Raw genomic sequence first — 19,444 nt, forward strand, 5'->3', positions numbered from 1 at the left:
CATTTAGCTTATTAGCAAGTTCTGTAATATTTTGGCTATTTTGAGATAATATTTCATAAATTTTAGCTATTCGTTCATCTTTGCTCGCCATTTCTATCCTTATGTAAAATAGAGTTACAAATTATAATATATTAAACAAAATATAAACTGAATAATAAAAACTAAAAAGTATAATTTATATATCGTATATCTAAATATTTCAAAAAATTTAAATACAAAAAATATAAATTTAAACCCATTTGAAGTTAATATAATGTTAGATGGTTTTTTAAGTAATTTTTTTGAGAAAAATACCGCTTAGCTTGAGTAACAAGCTAAGCGGTATAAATTTAACCAAATATTTTATTTTTAGCTGTAAAATACTAAATTATTTTAAAAATAAGGATAAGTATGTTAAATCTTCTTTTTAAGTCGCTTTTTGCTTTGGCTGTGCTTATAGTATTCATCGCTGGTGTGGTATTTGATGCTAAGTTTTTATCTCAAAATCAGTTTAGCGATAAAGAGCTTAAATTTAATCGCACAATTACACAGAGCGTGGAGTTTATTCCAGATCAATTTAGTGCAAATATTAGCTTAGAATCTACAAATGCTTTGCGTACCAAAGACCAAATAGCTCCAAATGAGCTAGAAATTATCACTGCTACACTTGATAAGGCGTTAAAATTAGCCAAAGATAGTCAAATTTGTAAAGCTTCTACCTACTCAATAAATCCAAGCTATAGCTATAACGATGGTGCTAGAATCATCACCGGACAGCTTATAAACTTTGATATTGGATGTAAATTTGATAAAAATAGCATTGATAAATATGATAACTTAATTACTCAATTAAATACGCTATTAAAAAACAATGAGTTTATAAGCATTAATCTACCAGCCATAACTCCATCAGTATCAGATGCCATATCAACACAAAATAACGAGCTACTACACATTAAAGTATTAAATAACGCTATGCAAAAAGCACAGCTTTACTCAAATGAGCTTGGTAAAAATTGTGTATTAAATAGCGTTGATTTTACCGGAACTAGCCACCCAGCAGTATATGCAAACCTAAAATCAACCCAAACGCCAATAGAGTCTAAACATACCCAAACCCTATCGGCAACAGCCACATATAACTGCAAATAATGAAGCCCCTAAATGGGGCAAATTTAAATTATGAAAGTGCCTTTTTAGCCGCTTCGCTCATACGCTTACCATCGCATGCTGAGCCGATAGCCTCTTTGGCTAACTTCATCAATGCACCTAAATCCTTAATCCCATTTAAGTTATTTTGCGCTATCAGCTCGGATATTTTAGTATTTAATTCGTCATCGCTAAGCTGTTTTGGTAGATATCTAGAGATTATCTCTATCTCGCCAAGCTCCTTTTGTGCTAGGTCATCTCTACCGCCGTTTTTATACTGCGTGGCTGATTCATTGCGACGCTTAATCTCGCTTTGTAAAATTGTAAAGATTCTAGCATCATCTAGCTCCACTCTCTCATCAACTTCAATCTGCTTAAATGCCGAGTTTATCATACGCAAGGTATCTCTCTCAAAACTATTTCCAGCTTTCATCGCTGCTTTTATATCATTTAAAATTTGTGCTTTTACGCTCATTTTATCTCCTTTAAATTTAATTTTTTTGTTATAAAAAGACCCTCTCGCAAACCATCATCAATCACTATACATGGGCTAAACCCTACTAAATTTGATAAAATCTCACACCCTTTAACAATCAAATCGGCACGATTTTTACCTACTAGCTCATCTTTATTTGGTATAGTTTTTAGCAAATTTGCCGCCCAGTTTAAATCTGTATTTTTAATCTGCACTCCATTTATCAAATCTGCTCTATAATTAGCATAATTTAACCCTTGCTTAAGCGCTGCAACTGTTGTAGGTACGCCAGAAGTTAAAATAATATTGTTAAATTTAAACTGCTTAATAAACTCTATAGCCATTGATATCTCAGCCCTCTTATCACTCTCAAGAGCTGTGATAATCCCAAAGCTAAAACTACGACTTACCTCGCCAAAACTAATCTCTGTACTAGCTCCACCAAGATCGATTAAAAGAGAATCTTTTAGATTAAGATTTAAAATTTTAGCACGATTTTCTACACCTAAACGGGTTAAATATGCTTCAACTTCACCACTAATAATATTAAATTCAATACCAAATTCAGCCCTAATATCCCTAAAAAATTCAGCCGAATTTGCTGCTTGTCTAAAAGCCTCAGTCGCTACTGCTATACTAGAGCTAAATGACGCCTCAGTACAAAGCTGAGCCACTGCTGTTCTAATGCGCTCCATAGCATCTATGGCTAATCCAGTATGGCTTAGCCCACGAGCTGAACCAACTATCCGCTCAAAGCTATAAACACACTCAAACAAACCGCTACTAAGCAACTCCATTTTACAAGCTCTAATTGTGTTGCTTCCAAGATCAATTGCAATCATTTAAATAATCCTTTATAGCTTGAATTCTAAGTCGTTTTAGCTCATCGCCATAAGCCTTGCCAGTTGTCTTGATACTGGTGGTATCAATATGCGGTGAGAATTTACAATCATAAATTCCCAAATCCTTTGCCATCTTAATTCTAGCTTTGCTATCAAGCCCAAGCCACTGACAAAGCGGCATATCAAGGGCGATTTTAAGTAGTTCAAATTTACTTACTCGCCTTAAAAATGGCTGTTTATAAGATATAGAATAGCAATTTGGCAAAGCAAGTCTAGAGATAAGAGATTTGCCATCAATAGCATAATAGTTAATTAAATGGTATAAAAATGAAGCCTTATGAGTGTGAATTTTATTTGAAATTTGTTGTATAAATCGCTCATCAAACTCCACGCCAAAAAGCTTTAAATCTAACCCAAGCTCACTAAGTAACTCCATTGCACGTCTTTTAAATTTAGCTATAAAAAACTTTTCAAGCTCTAAATATATACGGTTAGCATTTAAATCGCTTATATCTATTTTTTGCATAATCTTAAGACTATCGCTATTACAAACCAAATCAAATCTAGCAGCAAACTGAACTCCACGAAGTACTCGTAAACTATCATCGCTAAAAGTTTTAGGGTTAGTAACTCTTAATCTTTTAGCCATTAAATCACTCACGCCACCCCAAAAATCCAATACCTCACCGCTAAATATATTTACCATAATTGAATTTATTGTAAAATCTCTGCGTGCGCTAGCTATGCGTTCATCATTGCAATACTCTACACTAAAACCCTTATGACCATATCCGCTTTTAGATTCAGTTCGTGGCAGACTTAGATCATAGTTTTTTAACTTATAGACAAAATAGCTCTTACCCACACCTACAGCACCGCACTCTTGCATCAGGGCATCAAATTTATCTGGCGTAATATCGTAAATCTCAATATCATAATCTTTTGAGCCAATTCCTAGTATAGCATCACGCACCGATCCGCCAACTAAGTAGGCTCGTTTTGTATGGTTTAAAAGTAATTTTTTAAGTTCGTCAAAATCGCTATTTTGAGAGATTTGATAGCCTATTGTCGATACTAGCAAGCATAAATTCCAAAAATTTAATCGTCATATCCATCCTAAATTCCCTATTGCTACTATCAGCGCTATTTAGCCCCTCAAATAGCACGCCAATTCTCTCTTTTAGTCCTTGTAGATATAACATCTCGCTTGATCCAAGATTTTTTTGTGCTTGTGGTCTTGTCTGGGCTTGTGGTTGGAGTTGCGGCTTTGGCTGCGGTCTTGATCTTAATGGTTCTGAAGTATCAATAGATGCGACTCTAGAAGCTAGCATCTCCTTTATCTCCATAGCATTTTTCTTAGCAGCCTCTTTTTGCGCTATAGTTTGAGCTTTAAACTGAGGCTGCATAGTTTGACGAGGTTCTTGATTAAAATCAAACTCACGCCTTAACTCATTAGATTCATCATTATCGCTTGCTTCTTCAACGATAAAGCCATTTTTAGGCACAGCACTGCTTGTGCCTTGTAGTTGAGCATTTACCTCATCAATAGTAAGCTTGGCAATATCTTCTAATCTCATATCTTTATCAACCACCTTTTAAATTCTCTTATACCAGCATCATCGTTTTCTTTTAAATTTAGATAAAACTCTAGCATCTGTTCATTTGTCTCGCCATTTTTGCGCTTTAGACCACTTAGCCGTCTAATAGCTGAGCGTGCTTCTTGATTGTTTGGATCACGCATTAAAATATTTTTATAAACCTCTAGAGCCTCATCTCTTAGCCCTTGATTTTCGTAAATCAGAGCCTCTGTAATTGTGCCTCTCATTGTTTTTTGATATAGTCACTAATAATTGAGCCGATTTCACTAGTTGTACAGATCTCAACTGCGTCAAATTTAGCGATATCTTTGGTTCTATAGCCATCTTTTAATACAGCTTTTATAGCGTTTTCTATGCAGTTTGCTGCTTCATTTTCGCCTAAGGCATATCTTAACATCATTGCAGCTGAAAGAATCATAGCTATAGGATTAGCAATACCTTGTCCAGCTATGTCTGGAGCACTTCCATGGATTGGCTCATAGATTCCTACATCACCACCCATTGAAGCACTTGGAAGAAGACCAATAGAGCCACAAACCATACTAGCCTCATCGCTTAAAATATCTCCAAATAAATTTTCAGTCAAAATAACATCAAATCCAGTTGGATATCGTACAAGCTGCATAGCTGCATTATCTACATACATATACTCAAGCGTTACATCTGGGTAATTTTGTGCTACTTTTGCTGTTACTTCACGCCATAATTGACTAGTTTCAAGTACATTTGCCTTATCTACCATACAAACTTTTTTACGTCTTTTCATCGCTGCTTCAAAGGCAATTTTAGCAATTCTTTCAATCTCGCTAACTGTATAAGTCATTGTGTTATAGGCTCTATCTTCGAGCTTTTCTCTAGGCTGACCAAAGTATAATCCACCAGTTAGCTCTCTAACAACTAAGATATCTACACCCTTTATAACCTCAGCTTTTAATGTTGAGGCGTTAATAAGCTCATCATATATCATTGCTGGACGCAAATTTGCATATGCGTTTAGTGATTTTCTAAGCTTTAATAGCCCACTCTCTGGGCGAAGATGTCTAGGTAGATTATCCCATTTTTCGCCACCAATCGCACCAAAAAGTACCGCATCGCTTTTTCTAGCACCATTTAACGTCTCATCAGGAAGAGGCTCACCAAAGACATCTATTGCTGCCCCACCCATCAAATAGTACTCATAATTTAATTCAAAATTAAATTTAGCACTCACACTATCAAGAACTTTTATAGCCTCATCGGCGATCTCTGGGCCGATTCCATCGCCTTTTATTACACAAATATTATAACTTTTCATAAATATCCTTAAAGAGTGCTTTTAGCGTAGTTAATTAGTCCGCCAGACTTTACTAGTTCTTGCATAAATTCAGGAATTGGTTCAAATTTATACTCGCAATTTTGGCTTAAATTTTTAATAATTCCACCACTATAATCAATTTCTAATTCATCGCCTTCATTAATACTATCAGTTTGAGCACACTCAAGTATCAATAGACCTGTATTAAAGCTATTTCTATAAAAAATCCTAGCAAATGATTTAGCGATTACGACACTTATTCCAGCTGCTTTAATCGCTATTGGAGCGTGTTCACGACTACTTCCACAACCAAAGTTTTCACCGGCTACAATGCAATCGCCAGCTTTAACCTTAGAGCTAAATTCCTTATCTGCATCTTCCATTACATACTTAGCTAAAATTTCTGGATCGCTAGTATTTAGGTATCTAGCTGCTATTATGACATCTGTGTCAATATTATCACCGAATTTCCATACTTTTGACATATTTTTCCTTGATAAAATTTTAGGTTGTATTATAACAAATTAACCTTAATCCCTAGCTTTAATGTGTTCTTGGTTGAAATTTTCTTCCATTTTTTGGATTTCAGCGCTTCCGCTTCTATAAATTTCATTATCTACTTTTAGCTCTTTTTGGCTAATTTTGTTATCATAATTTACATTACTTAAAATATGCTTAAATACATTTATTCTAGCCTTTTTCTTATCATTGCTTACAATGATTGACCAAGGCGCATATGGAGTATTTGAAGCTAATAGCATTGAGTATTTAGCAATTGTATATTGATCCCATAATTCTTGACTCTTTTCATCAACTGGTGAGAGTTTATACTGTTTTAATGGGTCAGTGTTGCGCTCTTTAAAGCGTCTTTTTTGCTCATCTTTTGATACTGAGAAATAAAACTTAAATAAAATAATCCCTGAGCTTACTATCATCTCTTCAAATTTAGGAACTTGGCGTAAAAACTCCCTATGCTCTTCTTGCGTACAAAATCCCATAACAGGCTCAACTCCAGCTCTGTTATACCAGCTTCTATCAAAGATTACAATCTCTCCAGCGCTTGGCAAATGATCAACATAGCGTTGGAAATACCACTGAGTTCTTTCAACATCACTTGGTTTTTCAAGCGCAACCACACGACATCCCCTTGGGTTTACGTGTTCGATTAATCTTTTTATCGTACCGCCCTTACCAGAAGCATCACGACCCTCAAAAATTATTAAGACTTTTAAGCCCTCTTTTTTAACATATGTTTGAAATTTTAAAAATTCAACCTGAAGTTTTTTAAGCTCTTCTTCATATTTTAGTTTTGATTTTTTGACTTTAATGGTTACAAAATCTTCTTGGATACTCAATGTATTACCTCCGTAGATAAAAATTTTAATATTCTATAATTTTTTATATTAAATTTAGCAAAAATTTAGCAAATTTAATATAGAAAGACAAAAAATGCAACTATATTTTTTAAGCTAAAAATTAGGCTAAAAGCCCAGATTTTAGTTCGCTATATTTTTGCTCGCCACATAGCTCACGAACAAGCATTAAAGCAAACTCCATAGCCGTAGCTGGACCTCTTGAGGTGATGATATTTCCATCTATTACGACATTTTTATCAGCCCTATATCCAGAGTGATTTACTGTATCTTCAAATCCTGGATAACAAGTATATTCACTACCTAAAACCTCAGCAGTGCTAAGCGCCCAAGGAGCTGCGCAAATAGCTGCTAACTTCTTGTTATTTGCTTTGGCTTCTTTTAATTTTTTACCAAGTTTATCACTTTTGGCTAGATATTCTGCTCCAGGAAGCCCTCCAGGTAAAACAATCATATCAGCACTAGCAAAATCATACTCATTAAATAATACATCAGCTTTTAAACTTACGCCATGCGCACCGATTACTTCTAAAGAGTTATCAAGTGCTACCATACTAGTCTCTACACCAGCTCTGCGTAAAATATCAACCACGCTAAGCGCTTCAATCTCTTCAAAACCATTTGCCATCATCACAGCTACTTTTGCCATTTTTTCTCCTTTATTAATTGATTGAATAGTATATTATTTTTTGATTTGCTAAGGAGCAAATTTTATAGTTTGCTCCATAAATTTGTTCTAATAAAATCTCATTTATTATCTCACTTTTGCCAAATGCTAAAGCCTTTCCATCTTTAATAGCTAAAACCTTAGAGGCAAACCAAAATATATGATTTGGCTCATGGCTGCAAATTATTATAATTTTACCATTTTTTGCTAAGGCGTGCATAGTTTTCCAAATCAAAATTTGATTATTAAAATCTAACGCACTAGTTGGCTCATCTAAAATCATTATAGGCGAGTCTTGAGCTATGGCTCTAGCTATTAATCCTAGCTGCTTTTGTCCGCCACTAAGAGAGCTAAAACTCTTATCTTTTAAAGGCAAAATTCCAACAATATCCATAGCGTTTTCTACAACTTTTATATCATCTTTACTAAAACCAAAAACCCCGCCAAAATGCGGCCTTTTTCCCATTAAGACCATATCAAAAAGAGTATAATTAAATGGTAGATTATGGGCTTGAGGAACATAGGATATTAATCTTGAAATTTGACTAATTTTAAGACTTTTAAACTCACTTCCAAATATTTTATACTCATAATAACTAGCATTTAAAAATCCCAAAAGAGAGCGTATCAATGTGGTTTTACCGCTACCATTTGATCCCATCAATCCAAGCAAATCCCCACGCTCAAGCTCAAATGAAATTCCACACAAAATTTGGTTATTTCCATAGCTAAATTTAAGATTTTCAACTATAAATTTATCCAAATAGTTTTGCACTTCTAACCTTTAAAATCCATAGTAAAAACGGCGCCCCAAGTAGCGAAACAATAATCCCTACAGGAATTTCTCCGCTGCTTAGTGTCCTAGATAAAGTATCACAAAGCAGCAAATAAATCGCTCCCATCAGTCCAGCTACAGGTAAAATCACTCTATTATCAGCACCTACTAGCATTCTAGCAGCATGCGGCATCATTAGTCCAATCCACGCTATAATCCCTACACTTGCTACGCTTAAAGCACTAAGCAAAGTTGCTATAACGATAAAAATGGCTTTATAAATTTGTGGATTTACACCTAGCGATCTAGCCTCTTCATCGCCAAGGCTAAGCAAATTTAGCTTCCACGAAAGAGCAAAAGCAATGATAAAACACGGTATACCAAATAGTCCATTTACAGCTATATCATCCCAACTAGCGTGATATAGTCCACCCATCATCCAAAATGTAATCTCTCTTAATTGAGCATCCTCGCTTAAATACTTCATAATTCCAACAAGCGAACTAAAAATCGCCCCCACAATAACCCCTGAAAGCACAAGTGCAACACTATTTGTAACACCTCTTTCAAAAGCTAAAGTATAGGCTAAAAATACCGCCAAAAGTCCAAAAGTAAAAGCACTAAGTTCAAGTGAAAAAAAGATGCTTGGCAATAAAATCGCGAGACTAGCCCCAAAGCTAGCCCCAGAACTAGCCCCTAAGATAAATGGCTCAACTAAAGGATTTCTAAAAATACTTTGATAAATCGCTCCAGCACACGCTAAAGAAACTCCTACTAAAATCGCTATTAAAATCCTAGGCACTCTAAGATTCCATACTACAATCTCTCCAGTTGCACTTAGCTCTCCTATTCCAAAAAGCTTATAAGCAATCACGCCCATCACATCAGCTACGCTTAGAGATAAATTTCCACTAAGCAAGGCAAAAATTGATGCGCAAATTAATAAAACAAAGAGCAAAACTACAACTAAAAAAACTCTCAAAACTGCTCAGTCCAATCCAAAATTTGTGCTGAACGAAGCATTTTAGCAGCCTCTATATCTACCCCATATAATTTTTGGTAAAACTCTAGCGCAAAGTTGCCAATATTTATATCAGTAAATTTATCTGGATGCGCTGCTTTTGCAATTATTAAAAGCTCCAAAGGATATTCTAGACGCCTTGAGCAGTTCATCGGCGTCCATGGAAGTGAATATACTCGTTTTTGGCGCACAGCCTTTAACTCACGTAAATTAGCATAACTCTCATTTTCATAAAGTTCAAATGTTGGATGATAGCCATTATATGTAGGTAGCAATATAACATCAGGTTCAAGCGCATATATCTGTTCTGCACTAATCATTATCCTAGAGCCTTTAGCCAAATTAAATGCGTTTTGAGCATTTATAGTAGTAGTTAAGAGCTGAGATTCTGGAGTATCAATTCCATATGTGATACCACTAGCGCCATTTTTCTTAGCTGCTAGACTTAGGCCTAGATATAGCATTTTTGGCTGATTTGTAGCAGTTTGGGTGCGAGATTTTATTAAATTCTCAATCCCAACTAAATACTCATAGAGTTTTAAGGTTTGCTCACTCTTTCCAAAAATCTCACCAATGATTCTCATTTCATCTTTTATCGTAGCTAAATTTTTAGTATATGTAGGCGAGTATAGTACAACTAAAGGAATTTTGGAGGCTTCTAGTATAGATAATGTTTTTTCTAATGCCGCCTTATCTGCTCCACCAATAGTACAATCCCCTACTCGAACTATAATAAGTTGCGGGGCTGATTGCATTAGGGTTTCATAGTTGATAATATTACCTTGAGGTGAGTTAAAGCATGGCAAAGTATCAAGCCATGGATGCATAGCTCTCATAGTATTTAATCCAGTAAATTCAAGCTCTTCGTTTATGCCTTGAATCTTATATCTATAATCACGCTTTAGCGACCAAGACGCAATTGCGCTGACTCTGCGAATCTCACCAAGGTGCGTCATAACACTCTCAACAAAGCCATCGCTAATAGTAGCTATTCTATTTAAATTTGATGGAATTTGTACGGTTTTACCACGCATATCAGTAACACTAATACCAAAAGCATAGCTAGCTAAAAACATAAAAAAAATAATAAATCTCACAAAAACTCCTTAAAATAAATGTAAGATTATATCTTTTAATAATTAAATTTAGGCTAAAAAGCCTAAAATATAGCGTTTAACTGTTAAGTCAGTTAGATCAGCATTACCAGGACGGACAGTTGAATTAGAGTAATAAACTTCATTAGAACCGGTTATATCGCTTTTAACATCGCTATCGCTCAATCTATTTGCGTCCAAAATTCCGATACTATTTCAAGCCTTATCGATATCTAAAATCCCCTAACCAAATAGCTCTTCTTTTGTAATTTTTTGAACTCCAGCATAATCGCTGCCAATTGTTGGTATAGTACTTAATAATAAATCATCGTAAAAATCCCAATAATCCAAAGCCATCAAATCAGCATCAACTTGCTTATAATCAATACTTCCATCTGGCTTAATTGGGATATCTCGATCAATATAAAAAATAGTATACTTCTTTTTATATACACCGCCAGTAATTGAGAACCTCTATATTCAGAATAAATTTTCTCTTGAACTTGTCCTTGCAAACTTGGATGATCTTTATTTATTGCACTATCAATCACGCCTACATATACACATCGCCAATTATACTTTTATCAACATGATTGATTAATTCAAAATCACTCACACCAAATAGATAAAATTGTCAAAAATTAAATTTAGTTTATAATTTTTAATCAGATAGTAAAAATAATTTTGATATAATCACCCAATTAATCAAGGAATAGTTATGAGTAAAGAGACGAAATATATATTTGTTACAGGTGGAGTATTAAGTAGTTTAGGCAAAGGTATCGCAGCAGCAAGCATTGCTACACTGCTTAAAAATGTAGGCTATAAGGTTAGTATGCTAAAAGCAGATCCATATATAAATGTCGATCCTGGAACTATGAGCCCACTTGAACATGGCGAGGTCTTTGTCACTGATGATGGCGCTGAGACAGATCTAGATTTAGGGCATTATGAGAGATTTTTAGATGAGGATCTATCTCAAGATAATAACTTTACAACTGGTAAGGTTTATAGCTCAGTTATAGAGCGTGAGCGTCGTGGTGATTACCTAGGAAAGACTATACAAGTTATCCCACATATCGTAGGCGATATAGTAGATCGTATTAAAAAAGCTGGTGAAGGCAATGATATTTTAATAGTGGAAATAGGTGGAACTGTAGGCGATATCGAAGGTCTTCCATTTTTAGAGGCTATTAGAGCACTTAGAAGCGAAGTGGGAAGATCAAATGGGATGTTTATCCACTTGACATTAGTGCCATATATCAAGGTAGCTGGCGAGCTAAAAACCAAGCCAACTCAGCACAGCGTAGGCGAATTAAGACGCATAGGTATTAGCCCAGATATGATCATTTGTCGCACTGAAATGCCACTAAATAGAGAGCTAAAAGATAAAATAGCAGCAAGCTGTGGTATAGAAAGAAATGCAGTCATAGAAAGCCCAGATATGCAAAGCATATACCAAGTCCCATTAAGCTTTTTAAATCAAAATATCCTTGAGCCAATAGCTCAAAATTTAAATCTTAAAAATCCTAAGCCAAATATGCAAAACTGGGATAATCTAGTAAAAAGAGTAATAGCTCCTAGCACAGAGGTTAATCTTGCATTTGTGGGCAAATATATAGATTTAAAAGAGAGCTATAAAAGCTTAACTGAAAGCATTATTCATGCTGGAGCCAATTTAGATACAAAAGTAAATATACAATGGTGTGATAGTGAAAAAATAGATTCTAATAATGTTGCTGAAACATTAAAAGATTGCGATGCTATCTTGGTCGCTGGAGGCTTTGGGCCTCGTGGCGTAAGTGGCAAAATAGAAGCTATCAAATTCGCTAGAGAAAACAAAATCCCATATCTAGGAATCTGCCTTGGAATGCAACTTAGCATGATAGAATTTGCTAAAAATGTACTAAAATTAGAAGATGCAAACTCAATCGAATTTGATGAGAATTGCAAAAATCCTATTATATATCTAATAGATAGCTTTATTGATGCAAATGGAAATAAACAGCTAAGAACTCACACAAGCCCACTTGGTGGCACTATGAGACTTGGCGGATATGAGTGCAATGTATTAAAAGGCTCATTGCTAGCAAAAGTATACAACAATACAACTAAGATCAAAGAGCGTCACCGCCATAGATATGAAGCAAATCCAAAATATAGAGCCGAATTTGAAAAAGCCGGCCTAATAGTAAGCGGTGAGAGTGATGGACTTATAGAAGCTGTAGAGATCAAAGATCATCCATTTTTCTTAGGCGTTCAGTTTCATCCAGAATTTACATCTAGATTAACCAAGCCAAACCCTGCAATACTAGGATTTATAAAAGCTGGAATAGAATATAAAAATGCTAGATAAAGAGGCAATCAAAGAGCTATTAAGTAGTCGTTTTAGTAACGATATCCATACTAAACTCTCCGAAATTCCACTGCCTTGCGAGTTAAAAGATACTTTCAAGGCGGCCAAAAGAATCAAAGAAGCCATCCAAAACGATGAGCTAATAGCAGTAGTAGGCGATTATGATGTAGATGGGATCGTAAGCACAGCTATAATGGCTGAGTTTTTAACTGATATGTCTGCTAACTTTATTATCAAAATTCCAAATAGATTTAAAGATGGCTATGGATTAAATGAAGAGATTATAAACGAATTAGAAAATGCCACTTTAATCATCACAGTAGATAATGGAATTAGCGCTATTGAAGCTGCTAAAATTTGTAAAGCAAAAGGGATTGATTTAATCATCACTGATCACCATATGCCACTTCCTACACTACCAGAAGCATATGCAATAATCAATCCAAAGCAAGCTAACTGCCCATTTCCAAATATCGAAATTTGTGGCGCTCAAGTAGCATGGTATTTAATTGGCGCACTAAAAGAGGTATGTGAACTAAGAAACTATGATATGGCCAAATTTCTTGATCTTTTAACTCTAGCTATAATAGCAGATATGATGGAATTAAGAGATTTAAATAGAATTTTAGTCCGTTTAGGTTTAGCACGGATAAACTCTAGCAAAAGAGCCTGTTTTGAAGCGATAAAAAATTACTATAATAAAGAAAAATTTGAATTTGATGATATTAGCTTTTTAATTGCTCCTCTAATAAACTCAGCAGGCAGAATAGATGATGCAACCATATCATATGAGTTTTTACGCTCTAGAAATTTAAAAGAAGCCAATGGATATCTAGATAAAATTTGCGAATTCAATGCCTCACGCAAAGCTCAAGAAAAAGCGCTTTTTGAATCTAGCCAAAATGATATAGATGAAAATGAAGATATTATCGTTACATGGGGTAATGAGTGGCACGAGGGAGTTATCGGAATTGTCGCAAGTCGCTTGGCTAAAAAGTATAAAAAACCTGCAATTGTCTTTAGTATAGATGGAGATAAGGCCAAAGGTAGTGCTAGGAGTGTTGGTAAATTTGATATTCTTTCACTAATTGCCTCTCAAGAGTCTTTACTATGTGGATATGGCGGGCATAAAGGCGCTGCTGGAATAGTGATAGAAAGTGCTAATTTAAACAAATTTAAAACTGCAATAAATCAATCTTGCTTTTTGCAAGAACTATATGATTTTAGCACAAATGATGAGGTTTTAGGACAGATTAACCCTGAAGCGATTGATTATGAGCTAATAGAGATTTTGGAATTTTTTGAGCCGTATGGACAGAAAAATCCACGCCCTCTTTTTGAGCTAAAAGGCGCAATGGTAAAATCAGCTAAGAAAATTGGCAAGGAGGAATCTCACCTAAAAATTATTTTACAAAAAGATAATAAAACACTAGAAGCGATATTTTTTAACTTTGACTACTTACCAAAAAGTGGTGAGAGTATTGATATCTTAGTAACAATTGCTAAAAATTCATTTCGTGGGTTAATCATCCCTCAACTACTAATAAAAGAGATTATAAGACAGGAGCAAAAATGAAATTAAATTTTATCAAAACCTTTGTAAAGCATGAGAGCTTTAGCGGCGTTTTGCTAATTGTTGCTACGATTTTGGCCTTGGTATTTCAAAATGGCATTTTAAGCCACTTCTATCAAGAGATTTTAAGATCTGAATTTAGCATCGGATTTAGAGAATTTACCCTAGCTAAACCGCTAATTTTATGGGTAAATGACGGCCTTATGGCGGTATTTTTCTTTGTTGTGGGATTAGAATTAAAGCGTGAAATTGTAGAAGGTGAACTATCCAATCCTAGACAAATAGCACTTCCAATAATTGGAGCGCTTGGCGGAGTTATCTGTCCTGCTTTAATATTTTGGGGGTTTAATTATAGTGACGAGTTTGCTATAAGAGGATGGGCGATACCTACTGCTACTGATATTGCCTTTGCTCTTGGGGTGCTTATGCTTCTTGGCAATAGAGTGCCTAGCTCTTTAAAGATATTTTTGCTAACCTTAGCTATTATAGATGATCTTTGTGCGATCGTGATTATAGCGCTATTTTACACAACTGAGCTATCTACTACTTCACTTGGAATTTCATTTATTTGCTTAATTATTTTATTTATCCTAAACCGCTTAAAAGTAAATAAAAAATCGATATTTTTGCTATTTACCTTAATCCTTTGGTTTAGCGTGTTAAAAAGTGGCGTCCATGCTACCATAGCTGGAGTTTTAGCCGCATTTTTCATCCCTATGAGAGATAGTGCTGGCACAAGTATGCTAAAAGACCTTGAAAAGGATCTTCACGGCGTTACAAGCTACTTTATCTTGCCGATTTTTGCCTTTGTCAATGCTGGAGTCAGCCTAGCTGGAGTTGATCCTAAGCAGCTTATAAATTCAGTCGGTATGGGTATATTTTTTGGCCTATTTTTTGGTAAGCAATTAGGGGTATTTTTATTTAGCTTTATCTTTATCAAATTAGGCTTTGCCAAGCTTCCTGATGGGGCAAATTGGCTGCAATTTTATGGAGTTTGTATATTAACTGGAATTGGCTTTACAATGAGTTTATTTGTAGGCGCTTTGGCTTATAATGATAGCCCGGTATTTTATCACGCTGATAAATTAGCGATATTACTGGCTAGTTTTGTCGCTGGAGTGGTAGGATATATCTATCTATTTTTACTATGTAAGCCAAAAAAGAATATAGATTAAGGAGATAAAATGAGAAGTGACAATATCAAAAAAGGCTATACCAAAACCCCACACAGATCGCTACTAAGGGCAACTGGGCTTAGAGATGAGGATTTTGATAAGCCTTTTATAGGCGTGGCAAATAGCTTTATAGAGATAATTCCAGGGCATTTTTTCTTGGATAAATACTCTAAAATCCTAAAAGATGAAATTCGCAAAAATGGCTGCGTGCCTTTTGAGTTTAACTGTATCGGCGTAGATGATGGTATCGCTATGGGGCATGGCGGTATGCTCTACTCTCTCCCAAGCCGTGAGATAATAGCAAATTCAGTTGAAACCGTAATGAATGCTCACTGCCTTGATGCGCTAGTTTGTATGCCAAACTGCGATAAAATCGTCCCTGGAATGCTTATGGGGGCTTTAAGAGTAAATGTGCCAACTATATTTATAAGCGGTGGGCCAATGGCTGCTGGAGTTGGGCTTAGGGGTGAGGCCTTGGATTTAAATTCAGCTTTTGAAGCTGTTGGGGCGTATGAGACAAAGCAAATAGATGAAAAAGAGCTTAAACATATAGAGTGTAACGCCTGTCCTGGTGGCGGTAGCTGCTCTGGGATGTTTACAGCCAATTCTATGAATACCCTTTGTGAAGCGATGGGCGTGGCATTAGAGGGCAATGGAACTATCCTAGCTCTAACCAAAGAACGAGAAGAGCTAATCAGAAAAGCCGCCAAAAGAATCTGCCAAATCGCCCTTGATGAGAGATATAAAATCAAAAATATCATAAATACCAAATCCATCCACAACGCAATGGTCGTAGATATGGCAATGGGTGGTAGCTCAAATACAATTTTACACATGCTTGCCATCAGCCGTGAAGCTGGCGCACCACTAGATATAGCAAAATTAAATGATATTAGTCGAAGTGTTCCACATATAGCCAAAATCGCCCCGAGCCTACCTAGTGTACATATGGAAGATATAGCCAAGGCTGGTGGGCTAAGTGCGGTTATAAATGAGATAGCTAAATTTGATGATAAATTGCTAAATTTAGACGCTCTTACTATAAGTGGCGAGAGCTTAGGCGATAGGGTCAAAAATGCTGAAATTTTGGATCAAAATATCATTCACACAGTAGCAAACGCCTACTCAAAAGTAGGCGGCCTAGCTATTTTATTTGGCAATTTAGCCGAGCAAGGCTGCGTGATAAAAACTGCTGGAATAGTCGGTTCAAGACAATTTAGCGGCAAAGCGATCTGCTTTAACTCTCAAGATGAAGCCATAGAAGGCATCAGTAGTGGCAAGGTCAAAAAGGGCGATGTGGTTGTTTTAAGGTACGAAGGGCCAAAAGGTGGCCCAGGAATGCAAGAGATGCTAAGTCCAACTAGCCTTATAATGGGGCGTGGGCTTGGGGCTGATGTAGCGCTTATCACTGATGGACGCTTTAGCGGTGCCACTAGAGGTCTAAGTATCGGCCATGTAAGCCCTGAAGCTGCTGAGGGCGGTATGATAGGATTATTAAAAGATGGCGATATCATCGATATTGATGTAGATAAATACAGCATAAATGTTCGCTTAAGCGATGATGAGATCAACGCTAGAAAAAAAGAGTGGAAATACGCTGGCAAAAAGGTAGATAGTCGCTGGCTAAGACAATACCAAAAGCTAGTTACCAACGCAAGTAATGGAGCGATTTTAGAAGCGTGAGAAGATTTAGCCCTTTTTGGGGGGGGCTAAATTTTAGATTTGATCTTAAGCTTATATCAACCTATATAAGCTTAATTTTTATCTAAAAATTTGATTTAAAGCTATATTTTAGTTTTATTATGCTCTTTTTTGATTTTTATAGCTTCAAATATAAATTTGATATATCCACCTTTATACCATTGTTTATGAGCTTTTATAAGGGCATTTCCTAACTTATAGCTTAGATGATTTTGATATTTTGGGCTTTTTGGTTAGTTATTTCTAAATTTTTGATCTCCATATCCTTTTTGCGTAGGCTCTCGTTTGTTGATTTTAGACTAGCTTCTTGCGAGCTCAATTTATCGCTAAATTCTTTTATAGCCTTATCTTTTTTATTTATCTCTTCTTTGAGTAAGTTTATCTGCTCTTGCGAGATCGGTTGTGGTGTGGCTGGTTGAGCAGGTTGCGATGGCGTAGCTAACTGCTCTTTAAGCCTATTTATGATTTGTGGGCTTAGAACGCTATCAATGTGTTTTGTGATATTAGGATACAAATGCCCTATATACTCATCTATAAACTCCATAGAATCTTTGAAAAATACGATATTTGGTATCAGATAAGAGCGGTCTATATCCCTATCAATCTCTATATCTTTATCACTTGGGATAAGGCTTAAATCAAATAATTTCATTTTTGGATTTGGCTTACATAAGAAAAATGCGATTAAATCGAAGTATGGTAAAGATACGCTATTTGGGGTATTTGGACGAGCGAGAATATAAAATTCACTATTTTCTAAGTTTTCATCATTAAATTTAATTATCAAACTACTATCTATTATCGGCTCAGCATGTATTTCGCAAACTATATTAAACTTTGAAGTTGGCTTAACAATATTCTTATCCTTATTTTTTAAATGTATAGAAGCACAATGCAATACTGTTTGACCCCAATTTAATTTTGTTATCTCTCCATTGATTTCCAAATTCCAACTATGCATTCCAATAATTTGATACCCTTCATACCCTTCAAAACTCAAATAATTACCACCTTCTAACCTATAAACAATCTCGTCATACATTGAATTTTTAGGATTGAAAATCTTAAAATTCCCCACTCTTTTCATATCTTGTGGGGTTAATATCTTAAATTCAGGTAGATTGAGATCTAAATTCTTATTTGAAATTTTAAAGCAATCAATATTTTTAGCAATCTCTTTGCCGACATATCGATTAACTACAGCAAGCTGATGAGGGCCAAATTTATTACCAAACTGGATTATCTCGCTTTTTTCATAATAACTTTGCATATCTATAATATTTAACCAAAAATAATTAGCCAAAAATCTATGCATATTGATAATTATTTGATAATCTCTAGTCCTATAAGGTAAAATCAATATACAAACCGGCTTTTTAAGCTCATATAAAGTTGCGTATAAATATTGTAAATTTTTAAATATTATCTCTAAAGGAAGGTTTTCTATAATATTATGATTATCTAATTCGTTAATCACAGATTCAGTTACTATCAAATCAGCATTTTTAATGGCTTCTTGATTTTTTTCTCGTTTTAATTCATATAAATTTTGTAAAGAAGTAGTACCGCCTAAAGCCAAATTTGTCACATTCGCATACTCTCTAAGACCTTTTTGTAGTCCATTTACCATCACAGAGTTGCTGCCACCAAGAAGTATGATATTTTTCATTTTGCCAACTTTTCAAATTCAATTTCAAAAGCAGGCAGTTTATCAAAAAAAAAAAAAATAAAATTATAAATTAAAACTAATAGAAATATTTAATAATAAATTAAGATTATAACAATTCATCTAGCTTTGAGACTTTATAAATTTCTCAATATCAAACCCGCAAATATCGAGCCTAACACGATTAAATCTATCAAATTGGGTATTCTCATCAACTAGCATTTTCATCTGCGCCCCACTCCCACCAAACGCAAATGCCTTAGATAACTCACCTTTGCGATTTACCACTCTGTGGCAAGGGTATAGCTTTGGGTTGGGATTATTGTGTAGAGCGTTGCCAACAGCCCTAGCCAACTTCACATTACCCAAACACAGCGCAATCTGAGAGTATGTAACCACCTTGCCTTTTGGTATCAATCTTAACAAATTATAGACTTCTTGATTAAAGCTCATCACCACCTCATAATCCTTAAATATCATTTAAGGTTTTGCTATCACAAGGGAAATTCTACTTAAAAAGCTTAAATATTTTATCTAAACAATTTAATTTAAAGCTATATTTTAGTTTTATTATACTCTTTTTTGATTTTTATAGCTTCAAATATAAATTTGATATATCCGCCTTTATACCATTGTTTATGAGCTTTTATAAGGGCATTTCCTAGCTTGTAACTTAGATGATTTTTGATATTTTGGGCTTTTTGGT

20 protein-coding genes are annotated in these 19,444 nt (G+C 35.1%); 5 read left to right on the forward strand and 15 right to left on the reverse strand.

Annotation, left to right across the window (positions count from 1 at the left end; genetic code table 11):
• Nucleotides 1–390: 390 nt before the first annotated feature.
• Nucleotides 391–1,131: an SIMPL domain-containing protein gene (locus CIGNP85_RS05655; RefSeq protein WP_086226029.1), complete on the forward strand. Its 741-nt coding sequence runs from the start codon at nucleotides 391–393 to the stop codon at nucleotides 1,129–1,131.
• 28 nt (nucleotides 1,132–1,159) lie between these two features.
• Here CIGNP85_RS05655 and CIGNP85_RS05660 read toward each other — a convergent pair whose 3' ends face one another.
• The 13 genes from CIGNP85_RS05660 to CIGNP85_RS08360 form a co-directional block, all read right to left on the reverse strand.
• Nucleotides 1,160–1,603, reverse strand: a complete 444-nt coding sequence (locus tag CIGNP85_RS05660; protein WP_086243185.1) for a GatB/YqeY domain-containing protein — start codon at nucleotides 1,601–1,603, stop codon at nucleotides 1,160–1,162.
• The gene (locus CIGNP85_RS05665; RefSeq protein ID WP_086287361.1) at nucleotides 1,600–2,445 is read right to left on the reverse strand and encodes a Ppx/GppA phosphatase family protein; all 846 of its coding nucleotides are present in this window, start codon (nucleotides 2,443–2,445) and stop codon (nucleotides 1,600–1,602) included. The genes CIGNP85_RS05660 and CIGNP85_RS05665 overlap by 4 nt, the downstream gene beginning before the upstream one ends.
• Entirely contained in the window at nucleotides 2,432–3,526 is a 1,095-nt protein-coding gene (locus tag CIGNP85_RS05670) for a CCA tRNA nucleotidyltransferase (RefSeq protein WP_086268570.1), read from the reverse strand. Before CIGNP85_RS05670 ends, CIGNP85_RS05665 begins: the two co-directional genes overlap by 14 nt.
• On the reverse strand, nucleotides 3,486–4,022 hold the full coding sequence (locus tag CIGNP85_RS05675; RefSeq protein ID WP_086270124.1) for a CiaD-like domain-containing protein: 537 nt from the start codon (nucleotides 4,020–4,022) through the stop codon (nucleotides 3,486–3,488). Before CIGNP85_RS05675 ends, CIGNP85_RS05670 begins: the two co-directional genes overlap by 41 nt.
• Nucleotides 4,019–4,270, reverse strand: coding sequence for a hypothetical protein (locus tag CIGNP85_RS05680; RefSeq protein ID WP_086224919.1), 252 nt, complete (start codon nucleotides 4,268–4,270; stop codon nucleotides 4,019–4,021). The genes CIGNP85_RS05675 and CIGNP85_RS05680 overlap by 4 nt, the downstream gene beginning before the upstream one ends.
• On the reverse strand, nucleotides 4,267–5,337 hold the full coding sequence (gene leuB / locus CIGNP85_RS05685; protein WP_086224920.1) for a 3-isopropylmalate dehydrogenase: 1,071 nt from the start codon (nucleotides 5,335–5,337) through the stop codon (nucleotides 4,267–4,269). The genes CIGNP85_RS05680 and leuB overlap by 4 nt, the downstream gene beginning before the upstream one ends.
• 8 nt (nucleotides 5,338–5,345) lie before the next feature.
• Nucleotides 5,346–5,822, reverse strand: a complete 477-nt coding sequence (locus tag CIGNP85_RS05690) for a 3-isopropylmalate dehydratase small subunit (RefSeq protein ID WP_086224921.1) — start codon at nucleotides 5,820–5,822, stop codon at nucleotides 5,346–5,348.
• A 45-nt stretch (nucleotides 5,823–5,867) separates the two neighbouring features.
• Nucleotides 5,868–6,692 (reverse strand): polyphosphate kinase 2, encoded by an 825-nt coding sequence (gene ppk2, locus CIGNP85_RS05695; RefSeq protein ID WP_179187284.1) that lies wholly within the window; start codon nucleotides 6,690–6,692, stop codon nucleotides 5,868–5,870.
• A gap of 121 nt (nucleotides 6,693–6,813) precedes the next feature.
• Nucleotides 6,814–7,359, reverse strand: coding sequence for a DJ-1 family glyoxalase III (locus tag CIGNP85_RS05700; RefSeq protein ID WP_086244047.1), 546 nt, complete (start codon nucleotides 7,357–7,359; stop codon nucleotides 6,814–6,816).
• Nucleotides 7,360–7,372: 13 nt separating this feature from the next.
• A complete protein-coding gene (locus CIGNP85_RS05705) occupies nucleotides 7,373–8,152 on the reverse strand; it encodes an ABC transporter ATP-binding protein (RefSeq protein WP_236845037.1) in 780 nt (259 codons plus the stop codon).
• Nucleotides 8,133–9,134, reverse strand: coding sequence for a FecCD family ABC transporter permease (locus CIGNP85_RS05710; protein ID WP_086228334.1), 1,002 nt, complete (start codon nucleotides 9,132–9,134; stop codon nucleotides 8,133–8,135). Before CIGNP85_RS05710 ends, CIGNP85_RS05705 begins: the two co-directional genes overlap by 20 nt.
• Complete coding sequence (locus CIGNP85_RS05715; protein ID WP_236845599.1) at nucleotides 9,131–10,270, reverse strand: ABC transporter substrate-binding protein; 1,140 nt, start codon at nucleotides 10,268–10,270, stop codon at nucleotides 9,131–9,133. Before CIGNP85_RS05715 ends, CIGNP85_RS05710 begins: the two co-directional genes overlap by 4 nt.
• 48 nt (nucleotides 10,271–10,318) lie before the next feature.
• Complete coding sequence (locus CIGNP85_RS08360) at nucleotides 10,319–10,468, reverse strand: hypothetical protein (protein WP_179187382.1); 150 nt, start codon at nucleotides 10,466–10,468, stop codon at nucleotides 10,319–10,321.
• Between the two features lie 517 nt (nucleotides 10,469–10,985).
• Between CIGNP85_RS08360 and CIGNP85_RS05725 the strand changes: the two genes are divergently transcribed.
• The 4 genes from CIGNP85_RS05725 to ilvD are packed head-to-tail and all read left to right on the forward strand — an operon-like array spanning nucleotide 10,986 to nucleotide 17,054.
• The gene (locus CIGNP85_RS05725) at nucleotides 10,986–12,623 is read left to right on the forward strand and encodes a CTP synthase (RefSeq protein ID WP_086287365.1); all 1,638 of its coding nucleotides are present in this window, start codon (nucleotides 10,986–10,988) and stop codon (nucleotides 12,621–12,623) included.
• Nucleotides 12,613–14,199 carry a single-stranded-DNA-specific exonuclease RecJ gene (recJ, locus tag CIGNP85_RS05730; protein WP_086241438.1) on the forward strand — a complete coding sequence of 529 codons (1,587 nt, stop codon included), beginning with the start codon at nucleotides 12,613–12,615 and terminating at the stop codon, nucleotides 14,197–14,199. Before CIGNP85_RS05725 ends, recJ begins: the two co-directional genes overlap by 11 nt.
• Nucleotides 14,196–15,371: a Na+/H+ antiporter NhaA gene (gene nhaA, locus CIGNP85_RS05735; RefSeq protein WP_086287367.1), complete on the forward strand. Its 1,176-nt coding sequence runs from the start codon at nucleotides 14,196–14,198 to the stop codon at nucleotides 15,369–15,371. The genes recJ and nhaA overlap by 4 nt, the downstream gene beginning before the upstream one ends.
• Nucleotides 15,372–15,380: 9 nt before the next feature.
• Complete coding sequence (gene ilvD, locus CIGNP85_RS05740) at nucleotides 15,381–17,054, forward strand: dihydroxy-acid dehydratase (protein ID WP_086233448.1); 1,674 nt, start codon at nucleotides 15,381–15,383, stop codon at nucleotides 17,052–17,054.
• A 220-nt stretch (nucleotides 17,055–17,274) separates the two neighbouring features.
• On the opposite strand, the gene CIGNP85_RS08535 is transcribed toward ilvD, so the two are convergent.
• Together CIGNP85_RS08535 and CIGNP85_RS05750 are read right to left on the reverse strand one after the other, a co-directional pair.
• Complete coding sequence (locus CIGNP85_RS08535) at nucleotides 17,275–18,741, reverse strand: hypothetical protein (protein WP_236845600.1); 1,467 nt, start codon at nucleotides 18,739–18,741, stop codon at nucleotides 17,275–17,277.
• 120 nt (nucleotides 18,742–18,861) lie between these two features.
• On the reverse strand, nucleotides 18,862–19,218 hold the full coding sequence (locus CIGNP85_RS05750) for an MGMT family protein (protein ID WP_086228340.1): 357 nt from the start codon (nucleotides 19,216–19,218) through the stop codon (nucleotides 18,862–18,864).
• Nucleotides 19,219–19,444 lie beyond the last annotated feature (226 nt).

The organism is Campylobacter sp. P0085 (assembly GCF_002139495.1).
GTDB classification, from domain to species: Bacteria; Campylobacterota; Campylobacteria; order Campylobacterales; family Campylobacteraceae; genus Campylobacter; species Campylobacter devanensis.